Source organism: Nocardia jiangsuensis, assembly GCF_042650385.1.
Classification (GTDB): Bacteria; Actinomycetota; Actinomycetes; order Mycobacteriales; family Mycobacteriaceae; genus Nocardia; species Nocardia jiangsuensis.
This window is the reverse complement of the sequence record NZ_JBHSAX010000019.1, coordinates 83,931-100,223: the sequence shown is the minus strand read 5'-3', so window position 1 is coordinate 100,223 and position 16,293 is coordinate 83,931. Positions and strand designations below refer to the sequence as shown.

Annotated in this window: 16 protein-coding genes; 8 read left to right on the top strand and 8 right to left on the bottom strand. The window is 71.8% G+C overall.

Annotated elements, in window-relative coordinates; genetic code table 11:
* The 7 genes from ACFO0B_RS23335 to ACFO0B_RS23305 form a co-directional block, all read right to left on the bottom strand.
* The coding region (locus ACFO0B_RS23335) for a M14 family zinc carboxypeptidase (protein WP_378614698.1) at positions 1-471 on the bottom strand (471 nt) is incomplete at its 3' end.
* 86 nt (positions 472-557) lie between these two features.
* Positions 558-1,115 carry a MerR family transcriptional regulator gene (locus ACFO0B_RS23330; protein WP_269821826.1) on the bottom strand — a complete coding sequence of 186 codons (558 nt, stop codon included), beginning with the start codon at positions 1,113-1,115 and terminating at the stop codon, positions 558-560.
* 253 nt (positions 1,116-1,368) lie between these two features.
* Positions 1,369-1,842 (bottom strand): bifunctional nuclease family protein, encoded by a 474-nt coding sequence (locus ACFO0B_RS23325; RefSeq protein ID WP_378614697.1) that lies wholly within the window; start codon positions 1,840-1,842, stop codon positions 1,369-1,371.
* A gap of 161 nt (positions 1,843-2,003) precedes the next feature.
* Entirely contained in the window at positions 2,004-2,762 is a 759-nt protein-coding gene (gene ftsR / locus ACFO0B_RS23320; protein ID WP_378614695.1) for a transcriptional regulator FtsR, read from the bottom strand.
* A 118-nt stretch (positions 2,763-2,880) separates the two neighbouring features.
* The gene (gene odhI / locus ACFO0B_RS23315) at positions 2,881-3,366 is read right to left on the bottom strand and encodes an oxoglutarate dehydrogenase inhibitor Odhl (protein ID WP_378614694.1); all 486 of its coding nucleotides are present in this window, start codon (positions 3,364-3,366) and stop codon (positions 2,881-2,883) included.
* Between the two features lie 165 nt (positions 3,367-3,531).
* On the bottom strand, positions 3,532-3,930 hold the full coding sequence (gcvH, locus tag ACFO0B_RS23310; protein WP_378614693.1) for a glycine cleavage system protein GcvH: 399 nt from the start codon (positions 3,928-3,930) through the stop codon (positions 3,532-3,534).
* Positions 3,927-4,553, bottom strand: coding sequence for a CDP-alcohol phosphatidyltransferase family protein (locus ACFO0B_RS23305; protein WP_378614692.1), 627 nt, complete (start codon positions 4,551-4,553; stop codon positions 3,927-3,929). The genes gcvH and ACFO0B_RS23305 overlap by 4 nt, the downstream gene beginning before the upstream one ends.
* Before the next feature lie 225 nt (positions 4,554-4,778).
* Between ACFO0B_RS23305 and ACFO0B_RS23300 the strand changes: the two genes are divergently transcribed.
* Positions 4,779-6,128, top strand: a complete 1,350-nt coding sequence (locus ACFO0B_RS23300; RefSeq protein WP_378615279.1) for a DUF2252 domain-containing protein — start codon at positions 4,779-4,781, stop codon at positions 6,126-6,128.
* Between the two features lie 54 nt (positions 6,129-6,182).
* Positions 6,183-7,061 carry a nuclease-related domain-containing protein gene (locus ACFO0B_RS23295; RefSeq protein WP_378614691.1) on the top strand — a complete coding sequence of 293 codons (879 nt, stop codon included), beginning with the start codon at positions 6,183-6,185 and terminating at the stop codon, positions 7,059-7,061.
* A 42-nt stretch (positions 7,062-7,103) separates the two neighbouring features.
* Here ACFO0B_RS23295 and ACFO0B_RS23290 read toward each other — a convergent pair whose 3' ends face one another.
* On the bottom strand, positions 7,104-9,041 hold the full coding sequence (locus ACFO0B_RS23290) for an acyl-CoA dehydrogenase family protein (RefSeq protein WP_378614690.1): 1,938 nt from the start codon (positions 9,039-9,041) through the stop codon (positions 7,104-7,106).
* 115 nt (positions 9,042-9,156) lie between these two features.
* Between ACFO0B_RS23290 and ACFO0B_RS23285 the strand changes: the two genes are divergently transcribed.
* From ACFO0B_RS23285 to ACFO0B_RS23260, 6 genes are all read left to right on the top strand, one after another.
* Entirely contained in the window at positions 9,157-9,789 is a 633-nt protein-coding gene (locus ACFO0B_RS23285; RefSeq protein WP_378614689.1) for a TetR/AcrR family transcriptional regulator, read from the top strand.
* A complete protein-coding gene (locus ACFO0B_RS23280) occupies positions 9,789-10,709 on the top strand; it encodes an ABC transporter ATP-binding protein (protein WP_378614688.1) in 921 nt (306 codons plus the stop codon). The genes ACFO0B_RS23285 and ACFO0B_RS23280 overlap by 1 nt, the downstream gene beginning before the upstream one ends.
* Entirely contained in the window at positions 10,706-12,385 is a 1,680-nt protein-coding gene (locus ACFO0B_RS23275) for an ABC transporter permease (RefSeq protein WP_378614687.1), read from the top strand. The genes ACFO0B_RS23280 and ACFO0B_RS23275 overlap by 4 nt, the downstream gene beginning before the upstream one ends.
* Before the next feature lie 288 nt (positions 12,386-12,673).
* Positions 12,674-14,155: a threonine/serine exporter family protein gene (locus ACFO0B_RS23270; protein ID WP_378615277.1), complete on the top strand. Its 1,482-nt coding sequence runs from the start codon at positions 12,674-12,676 to the stop codon at positions 14,153-14,155.
* Between the two features lie 64 nt (positions 14,156-14,219).
* Positions 14,220-14,882, top strand: coding sequence for a biliverdin-producing heme oxygenase (locus ACFO0B_RS23265; protein ID WP_378614686.1), 663 nt, complete (start codon positions 14,220-14,222; stop codon positions 14,880-14,882).
* Positions 14,883-15,235: 353 nt separating this feature from the next.
* Positions 15,236-16,291, top strand: a complete 1,056-nt coding sequence (locus ACFO0B_RS23260; RefSeq protein WP_378614685.1) for an SDR family oxidoreductase — start codon at positions 15,236-15,238, stop codon at positions 16,289-16,291.
* Positions 16,292-16,293: the final 2 nt, after the last annotated feature.

Genomic DNA, 16,293 nt, shown 5'->3' with positions numbered 1-16,293 from the left:
GGGGGCCCCGCGCCAGGTGGTCGGGAAGCACCACTCGGGCTGCTCGGCGGCGGGCGGGCGGTAGAAGTGCCTGGCGACCGCGGTGCGGGTGAGCGGCCCGGCGTACCACTCCTCGTTCAGCCGGGTGCCGTCCGGATCGACGCAGAGCACGAAGTGCCAGGTGGCGCCGAGGCAGTCGGATTCGGGAGCGGCCAGCCTGCCGAGCAGGTGCCTGATGGTGGCGAGCCCGATCGGCTCGTTCGGGTGCGGATTGCCGAAGACCAGGATGTTGTGCCCGCCCGACCCCACGCGGACCGCGCGGATCGGGTCACCGCCGCGGGAGCGGCCGAGCTCGCTGATCCGGACCCGGTCCGGGTGCGCGGCGGCAAGCCGGTCGGCGAAGGCGTAGAGCTCGTCCACCGTGGGAAAGGCGTCGATCTCGCCGATCCGGCCGACGACCTCCGCCACCCCCATCACGTCCCCCTGGCTCACGTCCCCCCTCTGTCCTGCCGATCCGCACCGCCCGCCGACGCGGCACCGGCCGGCCCTCCCGGGCCGGCGCCGCGCGTCCCCCGCGATCAGCCGGTCTTGCGGTTCAATTTCGCCTTGCGCCGGTACGCCAGCTCGTCCTCCGGCCGGTCGGTGGCCGAGGTTGCCCGCTCCGCCGGGAAGTTGGCGATCACCCCGGAGAGTTCCCGCATGGCGCCGCTCACCGCGATGCCGAAGACGCCCTGCCCGCCCTGCAGTAGATCGACGACCTCCTCGGCCGACGTGCATTCGTAGACCGACGTCCCGTCCGAGAACAACGTGATCCCGGCCAGATCCCGCACCCCCCTGCTGCGCAGATGATCGACGGCGATCCGGATGTTCTGTAAGGAAATACCGGCGTCCAGCAGTCGTTTCACGATCTTCAGGACCAGGATGTCCTTGAACGAATAGAGACGCTGACTCCCCGAGCCCGCCGCACCGCGGACGGACGGCACCACCAGGCCGGTTCTGGCCCAGTAATCGAGCTGCCGATAGGTGATGCCGGCCACCTGGCAGGCACTGGGCACGCGGTAACCGACGAGCTCGTCGGGCACCGTGTCGTCGGGAAACAGGCCTGGCTGTACTGCGTCCTGCGATTCCTCTGCCATTGACCACTCCCTTGCTACGCGACGCCGCACCCGACCGGCGCGCACCCGATGCATCTCGGCACCGGGCCGCGCTCACCTCACGGCACTGGTCACCGTCCGGCTTTGTCACCACCGGTTCCCCGCACCTGGGGTCCCGGTCCAACTTTCGAGATTACTCTTTCTGTTTAGATTCTCGGTCGAAGGGCATCGTCGAACCAAACGCGACGCGCGGTCAATGTCTAGACCTGTACTTCAGGTCAAGACATTTTCCGGCTCAGCTGTCGGTGGCCTTGAAATCATCGGGCGAAACCGACTCGAGGAATTCCTTGAATTTCTCGACCTCGTCCTCGCGCTCGTCCGGCATCACCAGCCCGGCCTCCGCCAGCACCGGCTCCTCGGCGTAGATGGGGCAGCCGACGCGCAGCGCGATGGCCACCGAGTCCGACGGGCGGGCCGAGATCCGCTTGTCGTTGTCGAAGACCAGGTCGGCGTAGAAGGTGCCCTCCTGCAGGTCGACGATGCGGACCTCCTTGAGGGTATGCCCGAGCTCGGTGACGATGAGCTTGATCAGGTCGTGGGTGAGCGGCCGGATCGGCGTCACGCCCTCCTGCTCCAGCACGATCGCGGTGGCCTCGGCCTGCCCGATCCAGATCGGCAGGTACCGGTCGCCGGAGACCTCGCGGAGCAGCAGCACGGGCTGGTTCTGTGGCTGCTCCACACGGATGCCGATCACGCGCATTTCGCTCATCGCACTGCCTCCCATACCTCGCCGGCCAACCGGCATGACGCCGCGGAGCTCGCCGCACCACGAGTCTAAGCGAATTCCGAGCGGCACCGCGATGGCCCGGATCCGGCGCGCGGCGCGCCGGAAGAGCGTTGCCCCAGCAAGACCGGGGTGCCGCGGGGCGGTCAGCTGCCGAGTGCGCGCACGCCGGCCTTCACCAGGCAGGCATGCAGGGTGAGCGAGAGCGCGGCCAGTTCGCGCACGGTCTCGTCGGCGCGCGCCCGTGCGCCCGCGTCCCGGTTCTTGGCGATCGGCGCGACGATCTGGGCCACCAGCGCGGCCTCCCGATCGGCGGCCAGCTTGAAGGCGCGCAGGTGTCTGGCCTCCAGGCCGAACTCGGCCATCGCCCGCGCGACCCTGGCCAGGGTGACGGCGTCGCCGTCGAAGAAGCCGGCCGCGCCCGGCGTGATCAGCCCGGCACGGATCAGGTCGTTGAGGAAGGCATCGGTGATCTCGGCCTGGGCGCACAGGTCGGCTCTCGTCACCCGAATCTGGTGGTCCACTCGCAGCTCGTCCGCGCTGATCTCCCCCGGAACGACACCGAGCCGGCGCGGCGGCGGCACGCTCGCCGGACCGCGCGGCGCGCGATCGGCCGGACGCTCCGGCGCAGCCGCCCGCGCGCGCGCTTCCCGCACGCCGAGCGTCGCGGCGCCGCTGTCGATCGCCTCCAGCTGCTCCTTGATCACCTTGAGCGGGAGGTATTGGTCCCGCTGCGCGGTGAGCACGAAGCGCAGCCGTTCACAGTCGGCCACCGAGAAGCGGCGGTACCCGGACGGCGTGCGTTCGGGGCGGATGAGCCCCTCGGATTCCAGGAAGCGGATCTTGGAGATGGTGATGTCCGGGAAATCGGGGCGCAGCAGATCCAGCACGGAGCCGATCGACATTCCTCCGCGTGCCCACTGCGCCGCCCCGGTCACCGCAATCCGTCCCTTTCCGTCCGGAACCGTGTGCGGCGCCGGAGCCAGGGCGGTGCACCACCGCCCTGCCCCGGCGCCGCCGATCTCACAGGCTGCCCGCGCCCGTCGACGACTCGTTCACCGAGGCGCGCGGCCCGGTGAGGAAGACCAGACGGAACTTGCCGATCTGTACCTCGTCGCCGTTCTGCAGCTCCGAGGAGTCGACCGGCTCCCGGTTGACGTAGGTGCCGTTCAGGCTGCCGACGTCGACCACCTGGAAGGAATCGTCGTCCTGCCGGAACTCGGCGTGCCGACGGCTCACGGTGACGTCGTCGAGGAAGATGTCGCTGTCCGGATGGCGGCCCGCCGACGTGGTCGGCTGGTCCAGCAGGAACCGCGAACCCGCGTTGGGACCCCGCTTGACGACCAGGAGGGCGGCCCCGACGGGCAGCCCCTCGACCCCCTGCACCGGCTGTTCGCCGGTCGGCTCTGCGGAGCGCGACGCCTCGACCTCGTTCAGGAAATCCGCGCGGAAGACCGACGTGGTCTCAGCCGCGCTCTCCCCGTAACCCGGGTCATTGTTCTCGCTCACCGTTTCTCTCCTCCTCGAACCTGATTATCCATGCAAGCAGGTGAAGCCATGTCCGACACGAGCGTGTCGCGACGCCGGATTCCGCATTCGGCGACGGCCGATGGCGTTGGCATCGACCGTACCCTGCCAGGGTGTCGCTGTGCAGGGAGAACCGGGAAGGCTGGATCAGCCCCCGATAACTCCTCGATAACCCTCCGCGTCGAGCAGTTCGTCGAGCGTTTTCCCGAGGCCGTCCGCGTCGGCGACCTCCAGCTCGAAGAGCCACCCGGCGTCGTACGGGTCGCTGTTCAGCGCCTCCGGCGCCGACCCCAGATCCTCGTTCACCGCAACGATTCTCGCGGCCAGCGGGGCGTAGATGTCGGAGACGCTCTTGGTCGACTCCACCTCCGCGATGCCGTCACCCGCGGCGACCTCCTTGTCGACCTCGGGCAACTGCACGAACACGACGTCACCCAGTTGTGACTGGGCGTAGTCGGTGATGCCGACCCGGACCCGCGCCGGGCCGACCCTGCGCACCCACTCGTGCTCCTCGGTGTACCGCAGGTCCTCCGGAGTCAGGGTCACGGGCCGTCCTTTCGTCGTGAACGTCGGGGCAACTCTATGCGAGGACCGGCACCGGCGACCGGCGGGATCGCCCGCGCCACCGCGGCGGCCTTCCCGAGGTAGAGCAGGCCGGTCCAGACGTACACGGCCGTGCCCCAGATCAACAGTGCCCCGCCGAAGGCCCGTCCGAAACCGTCGGCGGGCCAGTCCATCTCCCCCGCGAGCAGCCAGGGCAGCGCCGACATCAGCGCGAAGGTGGCCGCCTTGCCCAGGTAGATCACCTCGGGCGGGGGCAGCTCGCGGCGCCGGTAGATCGGCAGCGTCGCGGTCAGGATCAGATCCCGGCCGACGAGGATCAGCGCCACCCAGAGCGGAAGCAGGTCGCGCAGGACGAAGGCGGCCAGCGTGGTGACCAGGAAGAGCCGGTCGACGAACGGGTCGAGCAGCGCGCCGAGCTTCGAGGACTGGTCGAGCAGCCGGGCCAGCTTGCCGTCGAGGAAGTCGGTGAAGCCGCTGGCGAGCAGCAGCGCGAAGGCCCAGCCGTCGGCGCGCTCCACCAGCAGCAGCCAGAGGAATACCGGGACGCCGACCAGGCGCAGCACACTCAGCACGTTGGGCACGGTGAGTATCCGGTCGCTCGTCACGCCCCGTGCTTACCGCACGCATCGCCGCCGCGCCACGGCCGGGCCGGTGTTTCGGCGCCGCGGGCTCGCGGGAATGTGCCGAAGATCATCTCGGCGCCGTGGTCCGAACCGGACGTTCCGGGCGAGCATCGCGCCGCGCCCCGCCGGGAGCCCGGCAACCGGCTAGCGTATTCCTTCGTGTCCGATGAGCTGCTCGACCTGCGCAGGTACTCCCCCGCCGCGGAGATGCGCGAACGCGGCCGCGCGCTGCGACAGCGCACGCCGCTCGGCGCGCGGGACCGGGCGGCCGAGGGCGCGCACCGCCCGGCGGTGCTCGACTTCATCGCGGCCAGCAACCGCGGGCGGCTGCCCCACCTGATCCCGCTGCGGATGGGGCGGATGGCGGCATCGCCGTTCAGCTTCTACCGCGGCGCCGCCGGGCTGATGGCCGCCGATCTGGCCGGCGGCCCGGAGAGCGGGCTCACCGCGCAGCTCTGCGGCGACGCGCACGCCGCCAACTTCGGGCTCTACGGCAGCGCCTCCGGCGAGATCATCATGGACATCAACGACTTCGACGAGACCGTCGCGGGGCCATGGGAGTGGGACCTGGAGCGGCTCGCCGCCAGCCTGGTGCTGGCCGGGCGGGTGGCCGGGGCAGGCGAGGACGACTGCCGCACCGCCGCCCGCGACGCCGCGCGCTCCTACCGCAGGGCCGCCGCCGAGCTGGCCGAGCTGCCGTTCATGCAGTCCTGGTCCGCGCTGCCGGACGAGTCGGTGCTGGAGCGGGCGCAGGCGCACGGGCTCATCGACGACTTCGAGAAGGCCGCGAAGAAGGCGCGCAAGAACACCAGCGCCAAGGTGGTCGCCAAGTGGGTGGAGGAGCGCGACGAGCACGGCGAGGGGCTGCGCAGGCACCGCTTCGTCAGCGACCCGCCGCTGCTCACCCGGGTCGAGGAGAGCGTGCGCGAGGCGGTGCTCGGCGGGCTGGAGCGGTACGGCGCCTCGCTGCGCGAATCGCGGCGCACCCTGCTCTCCCGCTTCGCGCTCTCCGACGTGGCGCTCCGGATCGTCGGCACCGGCAGCGTCGGGCTGCGCACCTACGTGGCGCTGCTGCACGGCAACGGACGCGAATCGCTGGTGCTGCAGGTGAAGCAGGCCATCCCGTCCTCGCTCGCGCCCTTCCTGCCCGGCACGCCGCCCGCGCACGACGGCGAGCGGATCGTGCAGGGCGCCAGGCTGGTTCAGGTCGACACCGACATCCTGCTCGGCTGGACCTCGTTCGACCCGGACGGGACCGGCACCGAGCTGCCCTTCATCGTGCGGCAGTTCCGCAACCAGAAGGGCAGCATCGACCCGGCCGGGCTCACCAGCCAGGATCTGGACGACTACGGCAGGCTCGCCGGCGCGCTGCTGGCCAGGGCGCACACCCGCTCGCTCGACCCGCGGCTGCTCGCCGGATACCTCGGCGACGAGGCGGAATTCGACGCCGCCGTGGAGAATTTCGCGGTCCGCTACGCCGACCGCACCGAGGCCGATCACGCCGAGCTGACCTCGGCCATCCGCTCCGGCGTTGTCGCGGCGGAGGAGCCCCGGTAATTTCGAACACGTCACTTTCGACGCGAAGGGCGGTTCTCTCGAATGCTCGTCCGCATGCAGAACTCCGGGGGCAGCAATGCCGAACGCGCCCTGCTCGACTGGTTGCGCACCTGGAAGGACCCGCGCAGCCCGCACGGCGTCGCCACGCTCAATGTCAGCCTGTTCCACACCAATCGGCTCTTCCCGCTGGACGCGGTGATCTGGACGCCGACCAGCTGCGTGATCATCGAGGCCGAGGCGCTCGCCGCGCGCCAGGACGGCGTGCTCCGCATTCCGCTGAACGGGCCGTGGACCATCGACGGCGAGCCGGCCGCCGTGGAGAGCCGGGATCGGCGCACCCCGCTGGAGCGCTCCCGCGAGCACACCTTCGCGCTGCAGGACTGGCTCTCCGCGCGCGGGCTCGGGCAGCGGGTGGTGCACGGGCTGGCGCTGATCGTGCCGGTGCGCGGTGCCGACGTCTCGGTCGAACAGGGCTGGAGCGATCCGAGTTTCGACGTCATCCTCGGTGACGACCCGGAGCGGCTGCGGCACTACTTCCAGACGCTCGCGGTGCAGGAGAAGCACCTGTGGACGGCGAACGACATCGCCGTCGCCTTCCGCGGCCTCGGCATCCTGCCCTACCTGCCTGCCCCGCAGGAGCTGCTCAACGAGGGGTTCCTCGGGCCGATCGACATCACGCTCTGGCACGGCGGGCCGAACCAGGCGCAGGCCGAGGCCTACGCCGCCGAGCAGGCGGCGGGCACCGACACCCGGCTTCCGCTGCTCGCCGTCGAGACCCCCTGGTACAGCCCGTGGAAGCTGTACCCGCGCAAGCACGACGACATCGACTTCGGCCAGGCGGTCATGCGCACCGGCCTCGCCATCGGCATGTTCGTCGCCTTCGTCTGGGTCCTCTGGTTCGTCGTGACAGCGGTCCTCACCGTCGCCACCTGACCCGCGGGCCGCACCTCCGGCGAAAGGCCCGGCGCGCGGGGGTCAGCGGCTGCGGTCGTAGACGCTGGCGTCGCTGAGCAGGGCGGCGCGGAGCATGGAGTCCGGAACGCCCATGGCGTCGACCAGGGTGAGGGCGTCCGGGCGCAGCCGGTCGACCAGCTCGTTGACGCCGCGGCGCACCGCCTTGGCCCGCTCCACGGACATGAAGCGGTGCATGATGTACCAGTCCGCGTTCTCCTCCAGGGTGGAGAAGACGAAGAGGTCGCAGACGGTCTCGGCGAGGGTTCGGGCATCCGGGTCCTCGATGTCGGCGATGCCCTCGATGAACGTCTCCAGGATCAGCCGGTCGATGTGCGCGGTGCCCGCGGTCAGGATGTGGTCCTGGGCGTTGTTGAAGGCCTCGAAGGGGCCGGTCTCCTGCGCCCTGGCGCGGAGCCGGTGCGCGGCGGTGCGCACCAGGTAGTCCTCGCGGTCGGCGAAGAGCGCGAGCTGGGTGGAGCGGCGGGAGAGGTCGCCCTCGTCCACCGCGTCGTCGCCGCGGTCGCGCAGTGTCTGGATGAGCTGGCGCACGCCGGAGCGCTTGCGCACGACGTCGCCCGCGGTGGTCGCGACGAACCGCACCCAGCCGAGCGCGTCCAGGTCGCGCACCTCGTCGGCGTAGGCGGTGAGCAGCTCCTTGGCGACGAGCTGGGTGAGCACCACGTTGTCGCCCTCGAAGGTGGTGAAGACGTCGGTGTCGGCCTTCAGCGTCACCAGCCGGTTCTCGGTGAGGTAGCCTGCGCCGCCGCAGGCCTCGCGGCACTCCTGGATGGCCCTGGTGGCATGCCTGGTCTGCGCCACCTTGAGCCCGGCGGCCCGCTTCTCCAGCGCGCGCTGCGAGCTGGCGTCCAGGTCCTGCCCGGTCTGGATGAGGTGCATCCGGCGCACCAGGTCGTTCTGCGCGAAGGCGAGCGCGTAGGACTTGGCGATCAGCGGAAACAGCCTGCGCTGGTGCGCCCGGTAGTCCATGAGCACGACCTCCTCCCCGGTGTCCGGGTCGGAGAACTGCTTGCGCTGCACCGCGTACTTGACCGCGATGCTGAGCGCCACCCTGGCGCCGGCGGCGGCCGCGCCGCCCACGCTGATCCGGCCGCGCACCAGGGTGCCGAGGGTGGTGAAGAAGCGCCTGCTCGGGTTCTCGATCTCGGAGGTGTACGCACCGTCGGGGGCGACATCGGCGTACCGGTTGAGCAGGTTCTCCCGCGGGATGCGCACCTGGTCGAAGACGATCCGGCCGTTGTCGACGCCGGGCAGCCCGCCCTTGAGGCCGTCGTCGGAGGTGGTGACGCCGGGCAGGTCGTTGCCGTCGGAGTCCCGGATCGGGACCAGGAAGCAGTGCACGCCCCTGCTCTCGCCGCCGGTGATCAGCTGCGCGAAGACCGCCGCCATGCTGGCGTGCTCGGCGGCGCCGCCGATGTAGTCCTTGCGCGCCGACGGGGTCGGCGAGTGCACCACGAACTCCTGGGTCGCCGGGTCGTAGGTGGCGGTGGTCTCCAGGCTCTGCACGTCGCTGCCGTGGCCGGTCTCGGTCATGGCGAAGCAGCCGAGCAGGTCGAGCGTGATGAGCCTGCGCACGTACTCGCGGTGCCGCTCGGTGCCGAGGTTCTCCACCGCGCCGCCGAAGAGCCCCCACTGCACGCCGGACTTCACCCAGAGCGAGAGGTCGGCGTAGGCCAGCATCTCCAACCCGACCACGGCGGCGCCCGGCTCGCCGGTGCCGCCGTTCTCCCTGCGGAAGTTACGGTCGGCGATGCCGAGCTTGGTGATCTCCCGCATCTGCTCCAGGACCCGGGCGCGGGCCGCCTTGTGATCGAGGGTCGGATCACCGGCGAACTTCTCGTCCGCCAGCAGCGCCCTCGCTTCCTCCCGGACGGCGCCCCACGGACCGTCCAGAGCACCGCGCAGGTGCGTGATCACGGGGTTCTCGGTCGTCGTCGACATGCCGCTCTCCATATCTCAGACGATAGCCCGCTGGATGCCGGGCAAACCGTGACGAACATCGTGTCGCCCCGCTCGACCCCTTGTGGTTTAAACGCGCGTTCAATATCCTGTACGAGTGTTCAACCAGAGCGCCGACCTCAGCACCGCGGCCCGGATCCGCGATGCCGCCGTCGCCGAGTTCGGGCACAACGGCTTCGGGGTCGGCGTCCGGGCCATCGCGGCCCGCGCCGGGGTCTCCCCCGGCCTGGTCAACCACCATTTCGGCTCCAAGGAGGGATTGCGCCGGGCCTGCGACGACCACGTGCTCGGCTTCGTCCGCGAGCACAAGGCGAGCGTGCTGAGCGGCGACGACCTGGCCGGCGGGATGCTCGCCGCCATCGCCGAGCTGGACGAGTTCGCCCCGCTCTTCGCGTACCTGGTGCGCAGCCTGGAGGACGGCGGGCCGCTGGCGGACCAGCTCTTCGACCACATGGTCGACGACGCCGTCGCCTACACCGAGCAGGCGGTGGCGGCCGGAATCGTCAAACCGAGCCGCGATCCGCATGCCCGCGCCCGCTACCTCATGCTTCTCAACCTGGGCGCCACCCTGCTCTACCTGCGCATGCGGCGCGCCCGCGAACCCGAGCTCGACGATCGGCAGGCGCTGCGCGACCTCATGTCCGAACTCACCGTCCCGGCGCTGGAGATGTACACCCAGGGCCTGCTCACCGACCCCACCGTTCTCGATTCCTTCACACAGGAGAAGTGATGTCCGAGGTCATCGACATCAAGGGCTTGCGCAAGACCTTCGGCCACGTGGCCGCGCTCGACGGGCTGGAACTGTCCGTCGCCGAAGGCGAGATCCACGGCTTCCTCGGCCCCAACGGGGCGGGCAAGTCGACCACCATCCGGGTGCTGCTCGGGCTGATCAGGGCGACCTCCGGCGCGGTCGCGCTGCTCGGCCGCGACCCGTGGCGGGACGCGGTGGCGCTGCACCGGCAGCTGGCCTACGTGCCGGGCGACGTCACGCTGTGGCCGTCGCTCTCCGGCGGCGAGACCATCGACCTGCTGGCCCGGCTGCGCGGCGGGATCGACCAGGAGCGGCGGGCGGAGCTGATCGAGCGCTTCGACTTCGACCCGCGCAAGAAGGCGCGCACCTACTCCAAGGGCAACCGGCAGAAGGTCGCGCTGATCTCGGCCTTCGCCTCCGACGTTCCGCTGCTGCTGCTGGACGAGCCGACCTCGGGGCTGGACCCGCTGATGGAGCAGGTCTTCCGGGAGTGCGTGCGGGAGGCGGGGGCGCGCGGTGCCACGGTGCTGCTCTCCAGCCACATCCTCTCCGAGGTGGAGGCGCTGTGCGAGCGGGTCACCATCATCCGGGCCGGGAAGACGGTGGAGACCGGGTCGCTGGCCGCCATGCGGCACCTGAGCCGCACCTCGATCACGGCCGAGCTGACCGGCGACCCCGGTGATGTGGCCGCGCTGCCCGGCGTCGCCGACGTCCAGCGGGACGGGCCGATCCTGAAGTTGCAGGTGGACGGGGAGCACCTGGGCGCGGTCGTCCGGCTGCTCGGCGACGCCGGGGTGCGCAGCCTGACCAGCGCGCCGCCGACGCTGGAGGAACTGTTCCTGCGGCACTACAGCGCCGACGGCACCGAGCCCGCCGACCGGCAGCAGGTCCGGGCATGAGCGCGCCGGGCCGGGAGGCGGGAAATTCGGGGAGCCGCGCGGGGTCCGCGTCCGATCGCCCCGGGGCGGGAACCGCTTCCGTGCCGCGCCGGGCGGCGGATTTCACCGGCACCCGCCGGCTTTTCCTGCTCTCCCTGCGGCGGGATCGGGTCGTCGCGCCGCTGTGGGCGCTGGCGATCGGGCTGATGCCCGCGGTCCAGCTGGTCAGCGTCGAGGACCTGTACTCGTCGCAGGAGCAGCTGGCGCAGTTCGCCGCGACCACCGCGGCCAGCCCGGCACTGCTCGCCATGTACGGGCCGGTGTTCGGGACGTCGCTCGGGTCGATCGGCACCTGGAAGGCGGGGGCGATGTACACCGTCATCGCCATCGCCGCCGTGCTCACCGTGGTCAGGCACACCAGGGTCGAGGAGGAGACCGGGCGCGCGGAGCTGGTCGGCGCCACCGGGATCGGCCGCTTCGCCGGGCTCACCGCGGCGCTGCTGCTCACCGGCGGCGGATCGCTGGTGGCCGGGCTGGTGTGCGCGCTCTCGCTGCTCGGCAGCGGCGAGCCGCTCGCCGGTTCGGTGGCATGGGGTACGTCACTGGCCGCCTCCGGGCTGGTCTGGGCCGGGATCGCGGCGGTCGCGGCGCAGGCGAGCACCGGCGCTCGGGTGGCCCGCGGCATCGCCTTCGCCGCGCTCGGCACCGCCTTCGCGCTGCGCGCGGCGGGCGACGCGGGCAACGGCGTGCTCTCCTGGTTCTCCCCGCTCGGCTGGTGCCTGCAGATCCGCCCCTACGCCGGCGAGCGCTGGTGGGTGCTGCTGCCGCTGCTCACCGTCGCGGTCTTCGCGGTGGGGTTCGCCTACGCGCTGCTGGACCGGCGCGACACCGGCGCCGGGCTGATCGCGGAGCGGCCGGGCCGTCCGGCCGCGAAGAAATCGCTCTCCGGCGCCTTCCGGCTCGCGGCTCGTCTGCAGCGCGGCGCGCTGCTCGGCTGGGCGATCGGGTTCGCGCTCTACGGGCTGCTGATCGGCGGCGCGGTCGGCAGCGTCGGGGACATGCTCGGCGACAACGACACGCTCCGCGACCTCATGGACCGGATGGGCGGGTCGTCGGCGCTGGAGGACTCCTTCGTCACCTACGCGCTCACCCTGCTCGCCGCGGTCGCCGCCGCCTACTCGGTCTCGGCGCTGCTCCGGCTGCACGACGAGGAGAGCAGCGGGCGGATGGAGGCCACGCTCGCGGGCGCGGTGAGCCGACCCCGGCTCGCCGCCGCGCACCTGACCTTCGCCCTCGGCGGCCCCGCCCTGCTGCTCTTCGTGGCGAGCGCCGCGATCGGGCTCGTCTACGCGCCGCAGACCGCCGACCCCGAGCACACCTTCGACGCCGTGGTCGCCGCGGCGGCGGTGCAGCTGCCCGCGGTCTGGGTGGTCACCGGGATCGCGACCGCGCTCTACGGGTCGCTTCCCCGCTTCGCCCCGTTCGCCTGGGGGGTGCTGAGCGCCATGATCGTGCTCTACTTCGTCGGCTCGCTGGACGCGCTGCCGCAGTGGGTGATGGACCTGGTGCCGTTCACCCATCCGCCGAAGCTGCCCGGCGGGGAGTTCACCGCCGAACCGCTGCTCTGGTTGCTTGCGATCGCCACGATTCTGATCGCCGCAGGGATGATCTGCTTTCGACGGCGTGATCTGCGCTGATACCGACCGGCCGGGGTGTGATGGGAGCCATTTCCGCGCAGGGGCGGATGCGAGCCGCGCGGTGATGTGACTACTTTCGCGGGCATGGTGCGAGGAATCTTCCCCGGAATCGGAGCCGCCCGCGATGCCCGCGGCGCGGCCCGGGCCCCCCGCGCCGATGTCCTCGGTGGCGGATCCGCAGTGGATGCGCTCTCGCGCGGCGTCGGCGCCGACGAGACAGCGGGCGGTGCGCCCGGCCGGAGTATCCAGCACGGCTCGCGGCGCGCGCCGTGGCGCCGACGCAGCCCGGTGTCGCCGGTGGTCAGCCAGGCGGTCGGCCTGCTCGTCGCGGACCGGCAGGCGACCGCCGACACCATCGTCTCCGCACCCGCCCCGCTGCAGCCGATCGACCTCGGCGACGACGCCCAGGTCACCGAGGTGCTCGACCTGGCGGTCCGGGTCGGCGAGGTGGTGCTCGCCTCCGGCACCGGCGTGATCGACACGACCACGCAGGTGCAGTTCATCGCCGCCACCTACGGCCTGGCCAAGGTGGACGTGGACGTCACCTACGACAGCATCCGAATCTGGGCCGACCGCGGCTCGCTGCTGCCACCGGCCAGCATGATGCGGGTGGTGCGGTACCGCTCGCTCGACTTCACCCGGCTCGCCGCGGTGGACCGGCTGACCCGCCGGATCCGCTCGGAGATCGTCTCCCCCGGCGACGCGCGCGCCGCGCTGGACGCCATCACCACCGCCCCGCACCCCTACCAGCGCTGGGCGGCGACCCTCGGCTGGTCGCTGCTGGCGGCATCGATCGCGGCGCTGCTCGGCGCGGGGCCGATCGTGGCGCTGCTCGCCTTCCTGACCACGGCCGTCATCGACCGGACCAACCGGCTGCTGAACCGGTTCGGGCTCCCCTTCTTCTTCCAGCACATGGTGGGCGGGATGCTGGCCGCCGCCCCCGCGGTCGGGCTGGCCGCGGTGGCGGGGCCGCTCGGCCTCTCGGTGGATCCGACGCTGATCATCGCGGCCGGGATCACCGTGCTGCTCTCCGGGTTGTCGCTGGTCGGCTCGGTGCAGGACGCGATAACCGGGGCGCCGATCACGGCGGCGGCGCGGATGCTGGAGGTGGTCATGATGACCGGCGCGATCATCGCCGGGATCGCGCTGGCGCTGCGGGTCGGCGAGGTGATCGCGACCCCGGTGCTGCCGGTGGACATGAGCCCGGCGCGCGCGCTCACCGACCTGCCGGTGCAGATCGTCGCGGGCGCCGTCGCGGCGCTCGCCTTCGCGCTGGCCTGCTACGCGGAGCGGCGCGCGCTGGCCGCGGCGGCGTTCAGCGGGGCGGCGGGCACCATCTGTTACGTGATCGCCGGGCACATCGGCTTCGGCCCGGTGACCGGCTCCGGCTTCGCGGCCACCGTGGTCGGGCTGGCGGGCGGCCTCATGGCGCGCCGCGCGCTGACGCCGCCGCTGGTCGTCGCGGTCGCCGGGATCACCCCGCTGCTGCCCGGCCTCGCGCTGTACCGGGGGCTGTACGGGCTGCTGAACGACCAGCTGCTACTCGGCTTCAACCAGCTCTTCGGCGCCATCGGCATCGGCTGCGCGCTGGCCGCGGGCGTCACGCTCGGCGAGTGGGTCGACCGGACCGTCCGCAGGCCGCGCATCCTGCGCCGCTTCGGCGCGCTGCGCAGGCCGACCATCGTCCGGCGGCAGAAGATCTCGCTGCGCCGCAGGCGCGCATCGCCAACGGGGGACAACGCTGCTGCGGCACGCGGGGCCGCCCGGTAAAGTCGAGACGTCAATCAGGTCATCCGGCTGCCGCCGGGCGGCGAGTCGAGGTGGAGGCCCGCTCATGTCGGATACGGTTCCGTTCTCCGTGCAGATCCGTACCGCCACCGAGCGGCAGCACACCGAGGCGGAGAACTCCCGCTTCATGGCCGACATGCTCGGCGGCATGCTCGGCCTCGACTCCTACCAGCGCTACACCGGCCAGCTGTGGTTCGTGTACCGGGCGCTGGAGGGCCGCTGGGACGAGCTCGCGGCCGATCCCGTCGCCGGCCCGTTCATCAAGCCGGAGCTGGCCCGCACCGCCGAACTCGAGCGCGACCTCACCCACCTCGTCGGGCCGGACTGGCGCGCCGGCCTCACCGCGCTCCCGGCGACCGCCGCCTACGCGGCCCGCATCGACGAGTGCGCCAGGGACTGGCCGGCCGGCTACATCGCCCACCACTACACCCGCTACCTCGGCGATCTCTCCGGCGGGCAGGTGATCCGCGGGACCGCCGAGAAGCTCTGGGATCTGCCGCACCGCGGCGACGGCGTGCGCTTCTACGTCTTCGAGGGCGTCCGGAATCCGGCCGCCTTCAAGCGCGAATACCGCGCCCTGCTGGACGAACTCGACCTCGACGACCTGGAGCGGCGGCGGGTGCTCGACGAGGGGCAGCGCGCATTCTCGCTGAACACCGCGGTCTTCGCCGAACTGGACGCCGAGTTCGCCGAGCGCAGGCTCTCCTGACACGAGATCGACATCTTTCTCGTAATCCCTTGTCACACTCGGGGATTACCCCTGTCCGGAGCTGTCCGGCGTAACAGATCACATTGCCCCGTGTGCGGGCTCACCATTACCATCGACTATCAGTCGGGACGACGACGTTCCATCCGCGGGGCCCGACAGACAGAATTCTTGCCGTTGCCCCCGCACTCGGTTCCCCGAACGTGAACTGCCCGGGAGCCGGTGTCGCACACCCCGTTCCCCGTGTGATGCCGCACACGCCGGCCGGTCTCCACCATGCCCTGGGTCACAACGCGCGGGGGACCCACCCGAGGCACCGCCGCCTCCGCACACCCCCAGCCGACCCCGGAGGAGTCATGGTTTCCTACATCGTCACCGGCGGCAGCGAGTTCCTGCGCGGGCGAGTCGTGCGGCGACTACTCGACGCCGACGGCACCGCCGTCGTGCACGTGCCGACCGACCGCACCGGTGCCACCCTGCTCGCGCTGCCCGCCGGAGTCCGGGTGCCGCAGCGCGACGTCCCCGCCATCGACCACATCGTGCACCTCGGCCCGGCGAGCGCCGCCGCCGAGCAGGCCAACCACGTCACCGAGCTGCGCTGGACCCTCGCCTCCGCCGCCCGGCTCGGCGCCACGCTCAACTACCTCTCCTCGGTCGCCGTCGCCGGCGCGCACCCCGGCCGCTTCTTCGAGGACGACTTCGACATCGGCCAGCCGCTCACCTGCGCCGCGCACCGCGTCGCCTTCGCCGCCGAGGAGCTGGTGCGCCGCGCCCGCGACGTGCACTGGCGGATCTTCCGCTCCGGCATCCTCACCGGCGACTCGCGCACCGGCGAGATCGACCGCGGCGGCGGCACCGCGCCCTTCCTCGCCGCGGTCGCCCGGCTCACCGGGCTCCCCGCCGAGCTGCCGGTGATCCTGCCGGACTGGGGCACCACCAATGTGGTCCCGGTCGACTACGTGGCCGCCGCGCTGGCCGAGCTGGTGCGCAGGCCCGGCCAGCACAGCCGCACCTTCCACCTGGTGAACCCGGCCAGGCAGGGCTTCGGCGAGCTGTACGCGGCACTGGCCCGCGCGGCGGGCGCCCCGCGCGGGATCGCGCTGCCCGGCAGCGGAATCCTCTTCGACCGGCTGGCCCGGCTACCCGGCTACCCGCTGCTCCGCGACCACGTGCTCGACCTGCTCGGCATCCCCGCGCTCGCGCCCGCCCAGGTCCGGGTGCCGGCCGAGTTCATCGATGACACCACCCGCGCCCGGCTGCGGAACACCGGCATCGCAGTGCCCGCCTTCGACAGCTACGCCGACCGGCTCTGGACGCACTGGCGGCGCGAGACCGAGACCGCCCCGCTCGCCCTGGAGACCATCCACCGCGTCGCCGCCCCCGCCCCGCGGCGCGCACTCGCCGAGGTCTGAGC

Bases quoted from the DNA above. Each gene is read 5' to 3' on its own strand.
- ACFO0B_RS23330 (WP_269821826.1), bottom strand. From the start codon at position 1,115: ATGGCAGAGGAATCGCAGGACGCAGTACAGCCAGGCCTGTTTCCCGAC.
- ACFO0B_RS23325 (WP_378614697.1), bottom strand. From the start codon at position 1,842: ATGAGCGAAATGCGCGTGATCGGCATCCGTGTGGAGCAGCCACAGAAC.
- ftsR (WP_378614695.1), bottom strand. From the start codon at position 2,762: ATGTCGATCGGCTCCGTGCTGGATCTGCTGCGCCCCGATTTCCCGGAC.
- ACFO0B_RS23300 (WP_378615279.1), top strand. From the start codon at position 4,779: ATGCGCGAACGCGGCCGCGCGCTGCGACAGCGCACGCCGCTCGGCGCG.
- ACFO0B_RS23295 (WP_378614691.1), top strand. From the start codon at position 6,183: ATGCAGAACTCCGGGGGCAGCAATGCCGAACGCGCCCTGCTCGACTGG.
- ACFO0B_RS23290 (WP_378614690.1), bottom strand. From the start codon at position 9,041: ATGTCGACGACGACCGAGAACCCCGTGATCACGCACCTGCGCGGTGCT.
- ACFO0B_RS23280 (WP_378614688.1), top strand. From the start codon at position 9,789: ATGTCCGAGGTCATCGACATCAAGGGCTTGCGCAAGACCTTCGGCCAC.
- ACFO0B_RS23275 (WP_378614687.1), top strand. From the start codon at position 10,706: ATGAGCGCGCCGGGCCGGGAGGCGGGAAATTCGGGGAGCCGCGCGGGG.
- ACFO0B_RS23265 (WP_378614686.1), top strand. From the start codon at position 14,220: ATGTCGGATACGGTTCCGTTCTCCGTGCAGATCCGTACCGCCACCGAG.
- ACFO0B_RS23260 (WP_378614685.1), top strand. From the start codon at position 15,236: ATGGTTTCCTACATCGTCACCGGCGGCAGCGAGTTCCTGCGCGGGCGA.